This window comes from Pseudomonas sp. NFX15, from assembly GCF_049132105.1.
Lineage (GTDB): Bacteria > Pseudomonadota > Gammaproteobacteria > Pseudomonadales > Pseudomonadaceae > Aquipseudomonas.
This window is the reverse complement of record NZ_JAFMPV010000006.1, coordinates 133,345-147,466: the sequence shown is the minus strand read 5'-3', so window position 1 is coordinate 147,466 and position 14,122 is coordinate 133,345. Positions and strand designations below refer to the sequence as shown.

Below are 14,122 nucleotides of genomic sequence, written 5' to 3'. Positions count from 1 at the left end.
AAGGCTCCATCGAACGCGTAACCCTTGCGACGCCCGACTGCCCGCAATGGCTTCGACGCTTGGTGTGCTTTTCAGTTCCGAACCGGTAGAGATTGACAGAATCGACCGCCCGTTATCCGACGAGCGGCCGACCTTCGTCAGGTGTCAGGCCGGATCGCGATAGAACACGTCGTCGGCGTATGGGTACCACCAGTCCTGGATCTTCGGCTGGTGGTCGATGATGACCATTTTCGAGCGGCGGAACGCTTCCAGTCCCTGGCGCCCGAGCTCGCGACCAAGGCCGGACATTTTCCAGCCACCGAACGGCAGTGCATCGTTGTCGATCAGCGGGTTGTTGACCCAGACCATGCCCGCCTCCAGGCGCTCGGCGGCTTCCATGGCTTCGGCCAGGTCGGTGGAAAACAACGAGGCACCGAGGCCGAACGGCGAGTCGTTGGCCAGTCGTACTGCTTCATCGAAATCGCTGACCCGGCAAATCGCGGCTACCGGGCCGAAGCACTCTTCCTGCAGGATCGCCATGTCGCCGGTGACCCCGGTGAGAATGGTCGGCTCATAGAACCAACCGACGTTGTGCCCAGGCGGAATCCGCCCGCCGCAGACCACTGTCACGCCCTTGGCCACGGCGTCATCGACCAGGCGCATGACTTTGTTGCGCGCCGCCTCGCTGACCATCGGCCCGATCTCCGATCGCTCCAGGCCATGACCAATGCGCAAGGCGCGGGTGCGCTCGGCGAACGTCGCGACGAACGCGTCATGGACCTCGTCCACCACATACAAGCGCTCGGCCGAGGTGCAGATCTGCCCGCTGAGGTGGAACGCCGCCGTCACTGCGCCCGCGGCCGCGACGTCCAGCGGCGCATATTTGGAGATGATCAACGGATCGCTGCCACCGGCCTCGATCACGCAGGGTTTCATCCGTTCGGCGCAGGCCACGGCCACCGCTTTGCCGGCCGCCACGCTGCCGGTGAATGCCACCGCGTGGGTTTGCGCCGATTGCACCAACAACTGCGCGGTGGCCGCATCGCCCGGCACGCAGGACAGCAGCCCCGGCAACAACCCGGTGAAATGCTCCATGAACTTGAGGGTGCACAGGGTCGTGGCTTCTGCTGGTTTGATGATGCAGGCATTGCCTGCCGCCAGCGATGCGGCAACCGTCCAGCACATCAGCAGGATCGGGAAGTTGAACGGCATGATGTGCACGCTGACGCCATACGGCTCGTAACGCACATGTTGGAACGAGCCGATCTGTGTGGTGCCGGCGACTTTGCCCGCATCGTCCCGGGCCATTTCCGCGTAGTAGCGAAAGATCGGCGCGCAGTTGGCCAGTTCGCCCATGGCTTCGGGAAACGGCTTGCCCATTTCCAGGGTCATCAGCCGTGCGACCTCACGGTTGCAGGCGACGTTCTGCTCGATGGCGTTGGCCAGCTGATGCAGGTGCGCGGCGCGGCTTTTCGCATCCACGACTCGCCATTGTTTTTGCGCGGCGGTGGCGGCATCGATGGCGGCTTGCACATCAGCCTCATTACACACACCGACCTGCCCGACCGCTTGCAGCGTCGCCGGGTCGAGCACTTCGCGCACGCGACCACCGGTCAACGGCAGAAATTCGGGGTTGATGAAGCGTGAGGCGCAATCAGAATTAAACGTGGCCATGGGGTAATCCTTGAACCAATCGATAAGGGGTTTCACGCAGGGTCGCCAGGGTCGTGGCAGGCAGTTCATCGCGCCAGCCCGGCACGTGCCGGTCGAGCCATTGGCGCAGTGGCGCAAAGGCCTGGGCCTGGAGTGCGCGAACAAACAAGCCCAAGGTGCGCGGCAGGTGCGCCAGGTAGCCGTGCTTGCCGTCACGCCCCGCCAGGCGCACGAAAATGCCCAACACCTTGGCGTGACGCTGGGCCGCCAGGCGCCGGTAATCTTCAAGAAAGCGCAACGCGTCGAGCGCCGGGCGCTGCAACAGGTAAAGGCTGAGCAGTTTCTCTCGCAACGCTTCAGGCACATCGCGCCGGGCGTCTTCAAGCAGCGACATCAGGTCATAGGCCGCCGCCCCGACCAGCGCATCCTGAAAATCCAGCAGGCCGCAGGCCGCGACACCTTCGCGGCCTTGCAGCAGCATCAGGTTGTCGACGTGGAAGTCACGCAGCACCAGGGCTTCGCGACGTTGGGCGACGTCGCGGCAGGCGTCGGCGAACAGCGCCAGGAATTCATCGCGCAGGCTCTGTGCGGCCTCTTTGCCGATCAACAACGGCACGTACCAGTCGATGAACAGCGCGTATTCGCCAGCCAATCGATCACCGTCGTACGCCGCCAGATCCGCAGGCGGTGTTGCCCGGTGCAGCGCCACCAGCGTATCGACCGCCAGGTGATACAGCCCCGCCTGCGAATACCCGGCCGCCAATAGCCGTGTGTAGGTGTCGTGACCGAAATCCTCGATCAACGCCAACCCGGCCGCTTCGTCCACCTCCAGCAAGGCCGGCGCGGAAAGACCCAGCTCCTGCAACTGCCGGGCAATGTGCACAAACGGGCCGATGGGTTCGCTGTGGGGCGGCGAATCCATCAGCAACAGACCGGCACCCTCGAGGCGGAAATAGCGTCGGGTCGACGCGTCCGCCGGCAAGGCAATCAGTACGGTGTCGGCATGACCGGCGCGGGCTAGAAAGGTCGCGCGCTGGTCTTCCCGGGTTGGCAGTGACGCCTGTGTTTGTGTCATGGCGATCACCGGATCATGTAGACCTTTTTGATGGTCTCGTGGACAGTGCACACGCCCTTCCAGTCCTTGCCGAAGAAGGCGGCGGTGTCCGGCTTGATCTCGATCACTTCGCCGGATTCATGGACGTAGGTGCAGCGGCCTTCAAGGAAGTGGCAGAACTCGTCGCTGGTGACATGGCAAAACCATTTGCCCGGGGTGCAGATCCAGATGCCGCATTCGGACTGGCCTTGCGGGCCTTTGTGCAGCACCACGCCGCTGACGCGGGATTCGCCTTCGAGCATGGTCGGGATCACGCCCCAATCCTTGACGTCGGTGATGCTCAGCGGGTCGTACAGAAACGGGGTAGTCATTGATTTTCTCCAGTAAAAAGTCGATTTCTAACCTGTAGGAGCCGGCTTGCTGGCGAAGACGATGGGCCCGTCGGCACAGGTATCGCCTGACCCACCGCCTTCGCCAGCAAGCTGGCTCCTACAGGGGTTGCGGTGTTTCGCACAGGTTCACGCCAGCATGTACACGTTGCGCAGGGTTTCGCGCACGTCACACTCACCGGTCCAGCCGGCCGGGAACAGCACCAGGGTGTTGGGGCGTACCTCAATCACCTCGCCATTGTCGTTGCGGTAAGTCGCGGCGCCCGCGATGAAGTGACACAACTCGTCCCGCGGAATCGACAGCCGCCAACGCCCGGGAGTGCACACCCACAATCCGGTTTCCGGGCTGTTGTTCGGGCCCTTGAACAGCAGGCGTCCACTGGAATGCGAGACGCCTTCGACGGCGTCGCTCTGCACGCCCCAGTCCACCAGGTCGGTGCGGCTGCTGACGGCTTCGAGGTACGGCGTGATACCCGCCGTGGTCGATAAATCAGGCATCGTTGAGCACCTTGTCGAGAATCGCGGCCGCGTCTTGCGGGCCTTTGCGCGATTGCATTTGCGCGCTGGTGCGCTGCAAACGTTGGCGCATCGCCTCGTCGTTGAGGCAAGCGTGGAGTTTTTGGGCGAGTTGTTCATCGCTCCATTCGTAGCGATCGAGCTTGAAGCCATGGCCGCTTTCTTCGGCGCGCATGGCGTTGTCGTGGCCGTCCCAGACGTAGGACATGACAATGGCCGGTTTGCCGAAGAACAGGCACTCGGTGAAGCTGTTGTTGCCGCCGTGGTGGATCACCGCGTCGACTTGGGCGATCACCGATGGCTGCGGGAACCAGTTGGAAATCTGCACGTTGTCCGGCAGGTCGGTGTACTCATCGAGGTGCTCGCCGACATTGAACAGCGCCCGATAAGGCAGCTTGCCCACTGCCTCGATCAGGCGCTTGAGCAGCTCGACATCGCCGGAGCCGAGGCTGCCGAAACTGGCGTACAGCAACGGCTTATCGTTGTGCGCACGGAACTCGGGAATTTCGTACGGCGTGTCCTGACGCACGCAACCTTGCAGGTAATGGAAACGCTCGGCCGGCAGTGGATGGCGGCGGTCGAACTTCACCGCGTCCGGGTACAGCAACAGGTTCATGAACGGCGACGCTTCGAAGAACGTCCCCAGCGGGTACGGCGCCTCGCCGTGAGCTTGCAGGAATTGATTGAAGTCCTGGTGAATCGGCCCTACCACCTCTTCAAAACGCTGGCGAAATTGTGCGTGGCCGGCCTTGTCATCGATGCTCATGCCCGACAGGTGCGGGGGGATATCCGGGTCTTCGATCTCGTTTTCCGAGCAGGAAATGATCCGCACCCACGGCTTGCCGTATTGCTTGATCGCCGGGAACAGGATCACGTTGTCGACGCAGATCAGGTCGGGCTTGACCTTGTCCAGCACCGCCGGCAAATCCTTCTGCGCCCACTTGGCGGTTTCGACGATGGCCGCCCAGCATTCCTTCACATAGTTGTCGATCTGTTCCAGTGGCGACTTGCGGAAATTCGGGATGTGACCGTTGATGAAGTCCACCCAATAGCGGGCCATCTCTTCGGCCGGCATCGGTGCCGACATGTTGACCATGTGTTCTTCAAAACCATAACCGGCGTAGACACCGCTCATGCCCGGGTCGGTCAGGAACACCGCTTTATGTCCCAAGGCTTCACAGGCCTGGGCGATACCGACTGAGTTCAGCGCCGGGCCATAGGCGGCTTCGGGGAAGAATGCGATCACTTTCTGTTTCATCGAGTGCTGCTCCTGCCTGGTCTTTTTATTGTTCAGCGAGTCAATACACGGGCATGCCGGGCTTGCCAGCCCAGGCGGATGGTCGTGTCGATTGCAAAATGGGCGAATTCAAACTGTGAGGACGGCACGCGCACGATCAGTGGTTTGTCGCTCAGCGCTGTCTGCACGTGCAGGTTGGTGTCGAGGCCGTGGTAAGCGATTTCAACAATCTTGCCGCTGACCTGATTGGCGCAATCGCTGCCCTGCTCCGTCAGCACTTGCAAGCGTTCGGGGCGCACCACCACGGCGACGGACTGGCCGCTCACCAGCGGCGCGTCGGTGTCGACGCTCAGCTCCTGGCCGTTGACCCGCACCGAGTGCTGGCCCGAGCGCCCGCCTTCGAACAGGTTGCTGACGCCGATGAAGTTGGCCACGAAGCGGCTGTTGGGGTTTTCGTAGAGTTCGGTCGGGCTGCCGCACTGGCACACCTTGCCGCCATCGAGCACCGCCATGCGGTCGGACATCACCAGCGCTTCTTCCTGGTCGTGGGTGACGATGATGAAGGTGATGCCGCTCTCGTGTTGCAGGCGCTTGAGTTCGAGCTGCATTTTTTCCCGCAGTTTTTTGTCGAGGGCACCCAATGGTTCGTCGAGCAGCAATACCCGTGGGCGTTTGACCAATGCCCGGGCCAACGCGACGCGCTGACGTTGGCCACCGGAGAGTTGATCGGGCTTGCGCTCGGCCAGTTCACCCAGTTGTGCGGTGCTCAGCACTTCGTCCACACGGCGGCGGATTTCACTTTCAGCCAAACGCTCCATTTCCAGGCCGTAGGCGATGTTCTTGCGCACCGTCATGTTGGGAAACAGCGCGTAGGACTGGAACATCAGGTTCAACGGGCGTTTGTTGGCCGGCAACGGCGAGATGTCGTTGCCATCCAGATAAATGCAGCCAGCGCTGGGGGTTTCGAAACCCGCGAGCATGCGCAACAACGTGGTCTTGCCGCAGCCGGACGGCCCGAGCAGCGCGAAGAACTCGTTTTCGCGGATGCTCAGCGACACCTCGTCGACCGCCAGGCCGTTGCCATACGACTTGCTGACCTTGTCCAGGATCAGTACCGCAGAAGAATTATTCATGGGTGCGAGGGGCCTTGTTGAGACGCTGCGAAGCCAGCAGCGCGGTGATGCTGACCAGCATCACCAGCGTCGCCAGCGCGTTGATTTCCGGGGTGACGCCGAAGCGGATCATGGCGTAGATCTGCATGGGCAACGTGGTCGAAGCCTGGCCGGAGCCTGAGTTGAAAAAGGCGATGATGAATTCGTCCACCGACAGCGTGAACGACAGCAACCCACCGGCCAGCACGCCGGGAAAAATCACCGGCAACAGCACCCGGCGCAAGGTGGTGAACCAGCTCGCGCCCAAGTCAATCGAGGCTTCGAGAATCGAATAGTCGAAGTGTTTGAGCCGGGTGCGCACCACGGCGCAGACGAAGGCAATGTTGAACACCGCGTGGCTGATGATGATCGAGTGCAGCCCCAGGCCGACCTTGAGCAGGTTGAAGAAGCTCAGCAGCGCAATCGCCAGCACGATGTCGGGAATGATCATCGGCGCCATCAGCAAGGTGTCGACCACCTGGCCTTTGTGGTTGTCCTTGCGGCGCAACTCGATGCCCAGCGCCAGGAACGTGCCGAGCACGCAGGCAATGAAGGTCGCCGACAACGCAACGATCAGCGTGTTGAGCGCCGCCGACAGAATCGCCGTGTTGTGCGCCAGTGCCGCGTACCATTTCAGCGAGACGCCGCCCCAGGCGGTGGGCAAGCCGGACTTGTTGAACGACAACAGGATCAGCACCAGGATCGGTATATAAAGGAAGGCGTACACCAGACCCAGGTGCGAACCCAGCACGGTGGTGCTGACAGAACGAGACTGACTCATGAGCGCGCCCCTTCCGCACGTCGGGCCACCAGGGCCTGGATGAACAGCAGGATCAACATGATCGCGATCAGGAAGAAGCTCAGCGCCGCACCGAACGGCCAGTCGCGCGCCGTGAGGAACTGCGAATAGATCAGGTTGCCGACCATCTGCACCTGCTTGCCGCCCAGCAGGTCGGCGGTGATGAAGTTGCCGATGCTCAACACGAAGACAAACACCGCGCCCGCCGCGATGCCCGGCACGCTCAGCGGCAGAATGATCCGGCGAAAGGTCATCCAGCCGGAGGCGCCGAGGTCTTTCGAGGCGTCCCACAGTTCATTGTTGATGCGCGACAGCGATGAGAAAATCGCCAGGATCACAAAGGGGATGTAGTTGTAGACCAGCCCCAGTACCACCGACGATTCGGTGTACAGCAAGCTGATGGGTTCACCGCTGTAGCCGAACAGTTGCAGCAACCGGTTGACCAGGCCTTCGCGGTTGAGCAACACGATCCAGGCGTACGTGCGGATCAGGTAATTGCTCCAGAACGGCAGCATCACCAGGAACAGGTACACCGCTTGGCGTCGGCGTGGCGACCGGGCAATCGCATAGGCCGCCGGGTAGCCGATCAACACCGCAAACACCGTGGCGAGCCCGGCGATCTTGGCCGATTTGAGCAGGATGCCCAGGTACAGCGGGTCGAATGCGCGCTGGTAGTTTTCCCAGGTGAACAACCAGTCGATGCCGCCATAGGCACCGCGTTCGACGAAGCTGTAGACCAGCACCAGCAGGCACGGAATCACCAGGAACATCAGCAGCCAGCCAAAGCCGGGCGCAAGAAGCCAGGCCGACAGACGCCTGTCAGCATGCAAAGCACTCATTAACCCTATCCTCCCGCCTCAGGGCAGAGGCGGCTTGCGAGCGTGGCGAGGCGTGCCGGGCACACCTCGGATCGACGTGGCGTCAGTTCTGCGCGGCCATGATTTCGGTGACGGCGCGGGTGTAGGCCTTTTGCGTGGTGCCACCCAGGTCGCGTAACTGCTCCATCTTCACCAACTCGCTCGGGGCGATGGTCAGGTTCGGGTATTGCTTGAGCAGGTCGGCGGACAACCCGGCCATTGCAGCCTGGTTGGGGATTTTGTAGAGGATGTTTTCAGCGACCCAGACGTGGTTTTCCTTGGCCAGCATGAAGTTGATGAACTTGAAGGCTTCGTCCTGATGCTTCGAACTTTTCAGCACCACCATGGTGTCGACCCACAGGTCGGAACCCTCCTTGGGCACCACGAACTTGATCGCCGCGTTGGCCTGGGTGCCGTAGTTGCACCAGCCGTCCCACGCGTGGGCCATCAGCGATTCGCCGGAGGCGAGCTTGGAATAGAACGTTGTGTCGTCGAACGAGAGGATGCGTTTCTTGGTGGCGATCAGTTGGTCGCGAACGGCGGCGATTTGCGCAGGGTCGCTGTCGTTGACTGACCAGCCCTTGGCGAGGAACCCGGCGCCGAGCATCCAGCGGTCGGTGGCGAGCATCGTCACCTTGCCCTTGAGCGCATCGCTTGGGTTGAGCAGTTCGTTCCAGCTCTGTGGCGCCGGCGTCACCTTGTCGGAGCGATAGCAGATGCCAGTGGTACCCCAGGTGTAAGGCACGGAGAACTGGTTGCCCTGGTCATATTCCAGGTGCGTGGCTTCGGGGTAGAGGTTTTTCAGATTGGGGACTTTGACCGGGTCGATGTCCGCCAGCAGCCCCTGCTTGTGCAGGACCTCGGCGAAAGGTGAGGAGACGAACACCACGTCATACCCTTCACCGCCAGAGGCCATCAGCTTGCCCATGATTTCTTCGTTGGTGGCGTGCAGCGCCTTGTCGACGTCCACACCGCTGGCCGCCTTGAACTTCTCCAGCGCATCCGGGGCCATGTAGCCGTCCCAGATGGAAATCACCATGTCCTTCGCACTTGCAGCCTGTGAAGCGATCGCCAGGGAAACGGCCAAACCCGCGCACAGAAGATCATTCAGCTTGCTCATAAATACTCACCTGACGATTGTTTATTGTTGTGTTCGAAGGCAGTACGGCAAAACGAGAAACGATTGCTTGTGTTTTTTTTTAGAAATTAGGACCAGTATCAAAAGATGTCAACGCATTTTTTCCGGCCTGACGGCTGACAGGCGCATGGCATAAGATGAGCACCTGAGCCCGACAGCGGATCACCACGAGAAAACACGCTTGAGCACGACAGCCGAAAAAAAACCGCGCACCAATCACCTGGAACTGGCCCGCCGCATCCTCGATCACACCCAGGAAAGCGGGTTGGTGGCCGGCGACCCGGTGGCCGAACAGGCCCTGGCCCGCACGTTCCAGGTCTCGCGCACACTGATTCGCGGCGCCCTGAAAGTGCTATTGGAAGAGAACCTGCTGAGCCATGAGGCGGGCAAGGGCTACACCCTGCTGGCATCCCCGGCGGGCCAGGCATTCAACACCGCCCTGCCCCAGGCCGAGGAAGAAGAATTGGCCGCCTCGGTACTGCGAGACCGCATGGCCGGACGCCTGGGTGACAGCATCAGCATCAGTGAACTGATGCGCCGCTACGACATCGGCCGCCCCGCCGCGCAAAAAGCCCTGCAACAACTGAGCGAAAGCCAGGCCATCGAGCGTGGCCCGGGGCAGTCCTGGCTGTTCCGGCCGTCGCTGAACAGCCTGGCCGCCCTCGAAGAAAGCCTGAAATTCCGCCTGATCCTCGAGCCCGAAGCCCTGCTCAGCCCGAGCTTCAACGCCGACCCGCAACGCCTTGCCCTGCTGCGCAGCGCCATGCACAGCCTGCTTTCGAGCCCGGTGGAAGATTTCGACATCCAGCAGTTTCGCGAACTCGACATCAGCTTTCACGAACTGCTGGCCCAGAGCTGCGGCAACCGCTTCATCAGCGACGCCCTGCTCCAGCATCAAGGCCTGCGCCGCCTGCCGAACCTGCTGCCCTCGGTGAGCGTGCACCGCCTGCAGGAAGCACTGCGCGAACACCTGCAAATCATCGCGCAGATCGAGCGCGGGCAGATGGAGATCGCCGCCGACTTGCTGCGCCTGCACCTGCGCCTGAGCGCCGCGCAACGCCCGCAAACCGCCAACCGTGGCATCCCGCAAAGCCATCTGTTCGGGCGTCGTTAAGCCTCGCAGAAAAACATGGTGATTTTTTTTTGAAAATAAGACAGCATCCAAATCACCTTCAGGAGCGGCGGGTCTGACCCGCCATGGACAGTGCCTCGCCATGCAAAAACAAAAACTGATCGCCCTGTTTCCGGAAGCCAGTTTCGGCGCGGCCTTGAACTGCATCGGTATCGCTCAGTCGCTGCGTGAGCTGGGCGCCAAACCGGTGTTCATTTGCCATGAGCATTTCCAGGGGCTGTTCGCCGAATACGGTTTCGACGAATACCCGATTCCGCAAGTGAGCCCCTTGTCGGCGGCGGAACACCAGCACTATTGGGAGCGCTTCATCGAGCGCAGCATCCCATACTTCGACCAAACCCCGCTGGCGCAGATCGACAGCTACGTGGCGCCAGCCTGGGAAGCCATCATCGACACCGCCATCGAGGCGGAAAAACCCTTGCAGCAGTTGCTCGGTCGCCTCAAGCCCGACGTGATCGTGCTGGACAACGTGGTGCTGTTCCCGGCCATCGCCAATGCCGGCTGCCCGTGGGTACGGATGGTGTCCTGCGCCGAAACCGAACTGCCGGATGCGCTCGTTCCGCCGTATCTGTCGGGGACCCTGGCGAGTGACACGACGGCCTGCGAGCGCTACACCGCGAACTACCTGAAGGCCGTTGCGCCGGCCCACGAACGCTTTTCGCAATTTCTCTCGAGCAACAACACCGCGCCGTGCCCGGCCGGGCAGTTCCTCACTGATTCGCCGTGGCTCAACCTGTTGTTGTCGCCGACGCCGGTGCGTTACGAACGCCAACAACCGCTCGACCCACAGCGCTACGTCTACCTCGACGGCTGCGTGCGCCGCGAAGCCCCCTACATCGTCCCGGACTTTCCGCGGCACAACGACGCGCCGCTGATCTACCTCAGCTTCGGCAGCCTGGGCGCCGCCGATACGGGGATGATGAAGCGCCTGATCAGCACCCTCTCAACCTTGCCGTACCGCTTCCTGGTCAACGTCGGCGCCTATCGCGACATGTACACCACCGTGCCGGACAACGTGTACCTCGACAGCTGGTTTGCCCAGCCCGCGGTGCTTAAGGAGTGCGACCTGTTCATCCATCACGGTGGCAACAACAGCTTCTGCGAAGCGCTGTACTTCGGCTTGCCGTCGCTGATCATCCCGTACTGCTGGGACGGCCACGACAACGCCGCCCGCGCCGAAGAAGTCGGTGTCGGCCGTTACCTGCCGCGCTTCGCCGATCCCCTGGCCGCGCTGCCCGCCGCCCTCGAACAGCTGCTGGCGGACAAACCCATGAAACAACGCCTCAACGCGTTCAGCGAACGCATGCAGGCTACCCGCGGCACCGACATTGCCGCCCGCGCCATTCTCGATCTCTAGCAAAAAACAACAAAAGCCGTCGGGCTACCGAACGCCATCGTCGCTGCCCGACACACCGCCGGAGTTTGAGCATGAATGCCCCACCGCGTATGGATTCGCTCGACCACGCCCTGCCCCATCCTTTCTGGCAGGACACCGTCACCTCACCGCCCGCCGCACCTGCCGTCACCGGCACAGTGCAATGCGACCTGGCGGTAGTCGGCGGCGGCTTCACCGGATTGTGGACGGCGTTGCTGGCGCGCCAGCGCAACCCAGGGCTGAGCATCGCCATTATCGAGGCGCGTCGTTGCGGCGCTGAGGCGAGCGGGCGCAATGGCGGTTTCTGCGCGCCGAGCATTTCCCACGGTGTATCCAACGCCCTCAAGCGCTGGCCGGATGAAGCCGAACAGTTGATTCGCCTCGGCCGGCAGAACCTCGATGAACTGGCCGCCGACCTGCAACGCTTCGGCATGCAAGTCGAGTTCGAACGCCAGGGCAAGCTCAACGTCGCCAGCCAGCCGTGGCAGGTCGATGGCTTGCGTTCCATGCAGCGCAACTACGCGCGTTTCGGCATTGACTGCGAGTGGCTGGAAGGCAGCGTCCTGGCGCAGAAGCTCGATTGCCCGGCATATGTGGCCGGTGTGTTCGAACCCAACTACGCCCTGCTCAACCCGGCGAAAATGGCTGCCGAACTGCGTCGCGTGTGCCTTGAGCATGGGATTCAACTGTTCGAAAACAGCCCTGTGCTGCAACTGGTAGCCGACAAGGACAACGTGCGCCTGCGCACCGCCAGTGGTGAAGTGATCGTCGGGCAAATCGCCCTCGCCACCAACATCGCCCCGCCGCTGATTGGGCATCTGGCGTCGAGCGTGATCCCGGTCTACGACTACTCGCTGGTCACCGAGCCTCTGAACGATGCGCAACTGGCCGCCGTCGGCTGGATCGGGCGTTATGGCATCGCCGATTCGGGCAACCAATTCCATTACCTGCGCAAGACCGCCGATAACCGCATTCTCTGGGCCGGCTATGACGCCATCTACCATTTCGGTGGGCGTCGCGACGAAGCGCTGACTCAGCGTCCGCAAAGCTTCCAGCGCCTGGCCGATCAGTTCCGGCAGACCTTCCCTGCCTTGGGCGACGTGCGCTTCAGCCACGCCTGGGGCGGCATCATCGACACTTCGGCGCGCACCACGATGTTCACCGGTTGCGAACACCAAGGCCGTGTCGCCTATGCCTTGGGCTTCACCGGGCAAGGGGTGTCCGCCAGCCGTTTTGCCGCGCAGAACATGCTCGACCTGCTGGCTGGCGAACGCACTGAGCGCACCGAGTTGCTGATGACGTCCCAGGCGCCGTTCCGCTTTCCGCCCGAGCCGTTGCGCTACATCGGTGTGAAACTGGCCCAGCGTTCATTGGCGCGAGAGGACCGTGACGGTCGCCGTGACTGGCTGCTCAAGACCTTCGATGCCCTTGGCATCGGCTTCGATTCCTGATCTGGAGCCCCCCCATGTCCACACCCCTGCCCCGGCATGTCGACGGTGCGCAAGGTTTACTTCATCCTCGGCTAAACGGCGGATGAAATCAGCAACAAACAACCTGTGGTGCTGGGGGTTCGTCCTTTGAGGGGTTACTGGCGTACCAGATTGCGGCCGTTGCGCTTGGCCTGGTACAGCGCGTCGTCGGCGCGGGTCAGCAGGCTTTCCGGGGTATCGTCGGATTGCGCATGGGCCACGCCAAACGACGCGGTGATGGTGTCCAGCACGGTGTCGGTGCCCCGGGCCTTGACCCGCAGCGACTGGATCTTCAGGCGCAGGCGCTCGGCAAACGCGCTGGCCGCGGCAAGGGTCGGGCAGCCCTTGAGCACCACACAAAACTCCTCACCGCCGTAACGTGCCGCGAAGGCGTCGTCCGGTAGCAAATCGCGCAGCACCTGGGCGACATGCTGCAGCACACGGTCGCCCAGCGGGTGGCCGTACTGGTCATTGAATTGTTTGAAGTGGTCGATATCCAGCATCACCAGTGCCACGCCGGTCGAGGCGTTGTTCATCGCCTGTTCGAGCTTGCGGTTGAAGGTGGTGCGATTGAGCAACTCGGTCAAGCCATCGAGGGTCGCCGCCAGTTGCGCACGTTCCAGCTTGTCACGCAGGCTTTTGATCTCGTGTTGGGCAGACTGCAATTGCACGAGGAAATGTTCCTGCTGGCCCTGCATCAACCGGGTGCTCTGTTGCAACTGGGTGAGGATGCTCGGCAGGCGCTCGCTGGCCGGTTCTTCGAGCATTTGCAGGTATTGGCCAAGGCTGGCCTGGAAGTTGATATTGCCCTTCACACTGCGCGAAACGTCGCGCTCCATATCGTCGACCAGGTTGATCGCTTCCTGCTGGCCGGATCGCGCATCGGCCAATTCATCGCGAATGATGTACTCGCGAAACAGCTTGGCGGCCGACTCCGGCGGAAAATAATCGAAGTCGTTGACCACCCGGTCCAGGTGCCGATTGAGTTCCGGCTCCTGGCCTTTGCTGTAGGTGTACCAAAGTGCGTAGTGCACCGGGTTGGGCGGTATGTTGTGACGAACCATCAGCGGCACCGCCTGCTTGAGCAATGCCGCCGCCTCGCGGGAGTCTTCTGGATACAGCGCTAGAACAGTCGCACGCGTGTCGGATTGGCTCATGGGTTCACTGTGGTTGTTTATCATTGGCGATTGGCAAACTCGCTGAGCATAGCCATACGCCCGACAAACGGCCATACCGGTGACGCAATCATTTCAACCCGGTACGCCTGTGCTGACAGCTTAACGCCGAAATCCCTGTAGGAGCGGGCTTGCCCGCGAAGAGGGAGGGTCAGTCGATATCGACTCAACTGACACACCGCTTTCGCTGGCAAGCCA

13 protein-coding genes are annotated in these 14,122 nt (G+C 61.9%); 3 read left to right on the top strand and 10 right to left on the bottom strand.

What is annotated here, in order from left to right; translation table 11 throughout:
• Positions 1-144: 144 nt before the first annotated feature.
• From J1D76_RS09140 to J1D76_RS09100, 9 genes are all read right to left on the bottom strand, one after another.
• Complete coding sequence (locus tag J1D76_RS09140; protein WP_421137985.1) at positions 145-1,653, bottom strand: aldehyde dehydrogenase family protein; 1,509 nt, start codon at positions 1,651-1,653, stop codon at positions 145-147.
• On the bottom strand, positions 1,640-2,707 hold the full coding sequence (locus tag J1D76_RS09135) for an aminoglycoside phosphotransferase family protein (RefSeq protein ID WP_421137984.1): 1,068 nt from the start codon (positions 2,705-2,707) through the stop codon (positions 1,640-1,642). The genes J1D76_RS09140 and J1D76_RS09135 overlap by 14 nt, the downstream gene beginning before the upstream one ends.
• 5 nt (positions 2,708-2,712) lie before the next feature.
• Positions 2,713-3,057, bottom strand: a complete 345-nt coding sequence (locus J1D76_RS09130) for a cupin domain-containing protein (RefSeq protein ID WP_421137983.1) — start codon at positions 3,055-3,057, stop codon at positions 2,713-2,715.
• A 147-nt stretch (positions 3,058-3,204) separates the two neighbouring features.
• Positions 3,205-3,573, bottom strand: coding sequence for a cupin domain-containing protein (locus tag J1D76_RS09125; RefSeq protein WP_421137982.1), 369 nt, complete (start codon positions 3,571-3,573; stop codon positions 3,205-3,207).
• Positions 3,566-4,849 carry a nucleotide disphospho-sugar-binding domain-containing protein gene (locus tag J1D76_RS09120; protein ID WP_421137981.1) on the bottom strand — a complete coding sequence of 428 codons (1,284 nt, stop codon included), beginning with the start codon at positions 4,847-4,849 and terminating at the stop codon, positions 3,566-3,568. The genes J1D76_RS09125 and J1D76_RS09120 overlap by 8 nt, the downstream gene beginning before the upstream one ends.
• A gap of 32 nt (positions 4,850-4,881) precedes the next feature.
• Positions 4,882-5,961 carry an ABC transporter ATP-binding protein gene (locus tag J1D76_RS09115; protein ID WP_421137980.1) on the bottom strand — a complete coding sequence of 360 codons (1,080 nt, stop codon included), beginning with the start codon at positions 5,959-5,961 and terminating at the stop codon, positions 4,882-4,884.
• The gene (locus J1D76_RS09110; protein ID WP_421137979.1) at positions 5,954-6,760 is read right to left on the bottom strand and encodes an ABC transporter permease; all 807 of its coding nucleotides are present in this window, start codon (positions 6,758-6,760) and stop codon (positions 5,954-5,956) included. Before J1D76_RS09110 ends, J1D76_RS09115 begins: the two co-directional genes overlap by 8 nt.
• Positions 6,757-7,617, bottom strand: coding sequence for an ABC transporter permease (locus J1D76_RS09105; RefSeq protein ID WP_421137978.1), 861 nt, complete (start codon positions 7,615-7,617; stop codon positions 6,757-6,759). Before J1D76_RS09105 ends, J1D76_RS09110 begins: the two co-directional genes overlap by 4 nt.
• 82 nt (positions 7,618-7,699) lie before the next feature.
• Positions 7,700-8,755: a polyamine ABC transporter substrate-binding protein gene (locus J1D76_RS09100; protein ID WP_421137977.1), complete on the bottom strand. Its 1,056-nt coding sequence runs from the start codon at positions 8,753-8,755 to the stop codon at positions 7,700-7,702.
• Between the two features lie 199 nt (positions 8,756-8,954).
• On the opposite strand from J1D76_RS09100, the gene J1D76_RS09095 reads away from it, so the two are divergent.
• The 3 genes from J1D76_RS09095 to J1D76_RS09085 all read left to right on the top strand — a co-directional run bounded on the left by J1D76_RS09095 (position 8,955) and on the right by J1D76_RS09085 (position 12,731).
• Positions 8,955-9,887 carry an FCD domain-containing protein gene (locus J1D76_RS09095; protein WP_421137976.1) on the top strand — a complete coding sequence of 311 codons (933 nt, stop codon included), beginning with the start codon at positions 8,955-8,957 and terminating at the stop codon, positions 9,885-9,887.
• Between the two features lie 100 nt (positions 9,888-9,987).
• Positions 9,988-11,262 (top strand): nucleotide disphospho-sugar-binding domain-containing protein, encoded by a 1,275-nt coding sequence (locus J1D76_RS09090; RefSeq protein WP_421137975.1) that lies wholly within the window; start codon positions 9,988-9,990, stop codon positions 11,260-11,262.
• 71 nt (positions 11,263-11,333) lie between these two features.
• Entirely contained in the window at positions 11,334-12,731 is a 1,398-nt protein-coding gene (locus tag J1D76_RS09085) for an NAD(P)/FAD-dependent oxidoreductase (protein WP_421137974.1), read from the top strand.
• Between the two features lie 134 nt (positions 12,732-12,865).
• On the opposite strand, the gene J1D76_RS09080 is transcribed toward J1D76_RS09085, so the two are convergent.
• Positions 12,866-13,906, bottom strand: coding sequence for a GGDEF domain-containing protein (locus J1D76_RS09080; RefSeq protein ID WP_421137973.1), 1,041 nt, complete (start codon positions 13,904-13,906; stop codon positions 12,866-12,868).
• Between the last annotated feature and the right edge of the window lie 216 nt (positions 13,907-14,122).

Excerpts from the sequence above, each read along its gene's own strand:
- J1D76_RS09140 (WP_421137985.1), bottom strand. The coding sequence starts at position 1,653 with ATGGCCACGTTTAATTCTGATTGCGCCTCACGCTTCATCAACCCCGAA.
- J1D76_RS09135 (WP_421137984.1), bottom strand. The coding sequence starts at position 2,707 with ATGACACAAACACAGGCGTCACTGCCAACCCGGGAAGACCAGCGCGCG.
- J1D76_RS09130 (WP_421137983.1), bottom strand. The coding sequence starts at position 3,057 with ATGACTACCCCGTTTCTGTACGACCCGCTGAGCATCACCGACGTCAAG.
- J1D76_RS09125 (WP_421137982.1), bottom strand. The coding sequence starts at position 3,573 with ATGCCTGATTTATCGACCACGGCGGGTATCACGCCGTACCTCGAAGCC.
- J1D76_RS09120 (WP_421137981.1), bottom strand. The coding sequence starts at position 4,849 with ATGAAACAGAAAGTGATCGCATTCTTCCCCGAAGCCGCCTATGGCCCG.
- J1D76_RS09115 (WP_421137980.1), bottom strand. The coding sequence starts at position 5,961 with ATGAATAATTCTTCTGCGGTACTGATCCTGGACAAGGTCAGCAAGTCG.
- J1D76_RS09110 (WP_421137979.1), bottom strand. The coding sequence starts at position 6,760 with ATGAGTCAGTCTCGTTCTGTCAGCACCACCGTGCTGGGTTCGCACCTG.
- J1D76_RS09105 (WP_421137978.1), bottom strand. The coding sequence starts at position 7,617 with ATGAGTGCTTTGCATGCTGACAGGCGTCTGTCGGCCTGGCTTCTTGCG.
- J1D76_RS09100 (WP_421137977.1), bottom strand. The coding sequence starts at position 8,755 with ATGAGCAAGCTGAATGATCTTCTGTGCGCGGGTTTGGCCGTTTCCCTG.
- J1D76_RS09090 (WP_421137975.1), top strand. The coding sequence starts at position 9,988 with ATGCAAAAACAAAAACTGATCGCCCTGTTTCCGGAAGCCAGTTTCGGC.
- J1D76_RS09085 (WP_421137974.1), top strand. The coding sequence starts at position 11,334 with ATGAATGCCCCACCGCGTATGGATTCGCTCGACCACGCCCTGCCCCAT.
- J1D76_RS09080 (WP_421137973.1), bottom strand. The coding sequence starts at position 13,906 with ATGAGCCAATCCGACACGCGTGCGACTGTTCTAGCGCTGTATCCAGAA.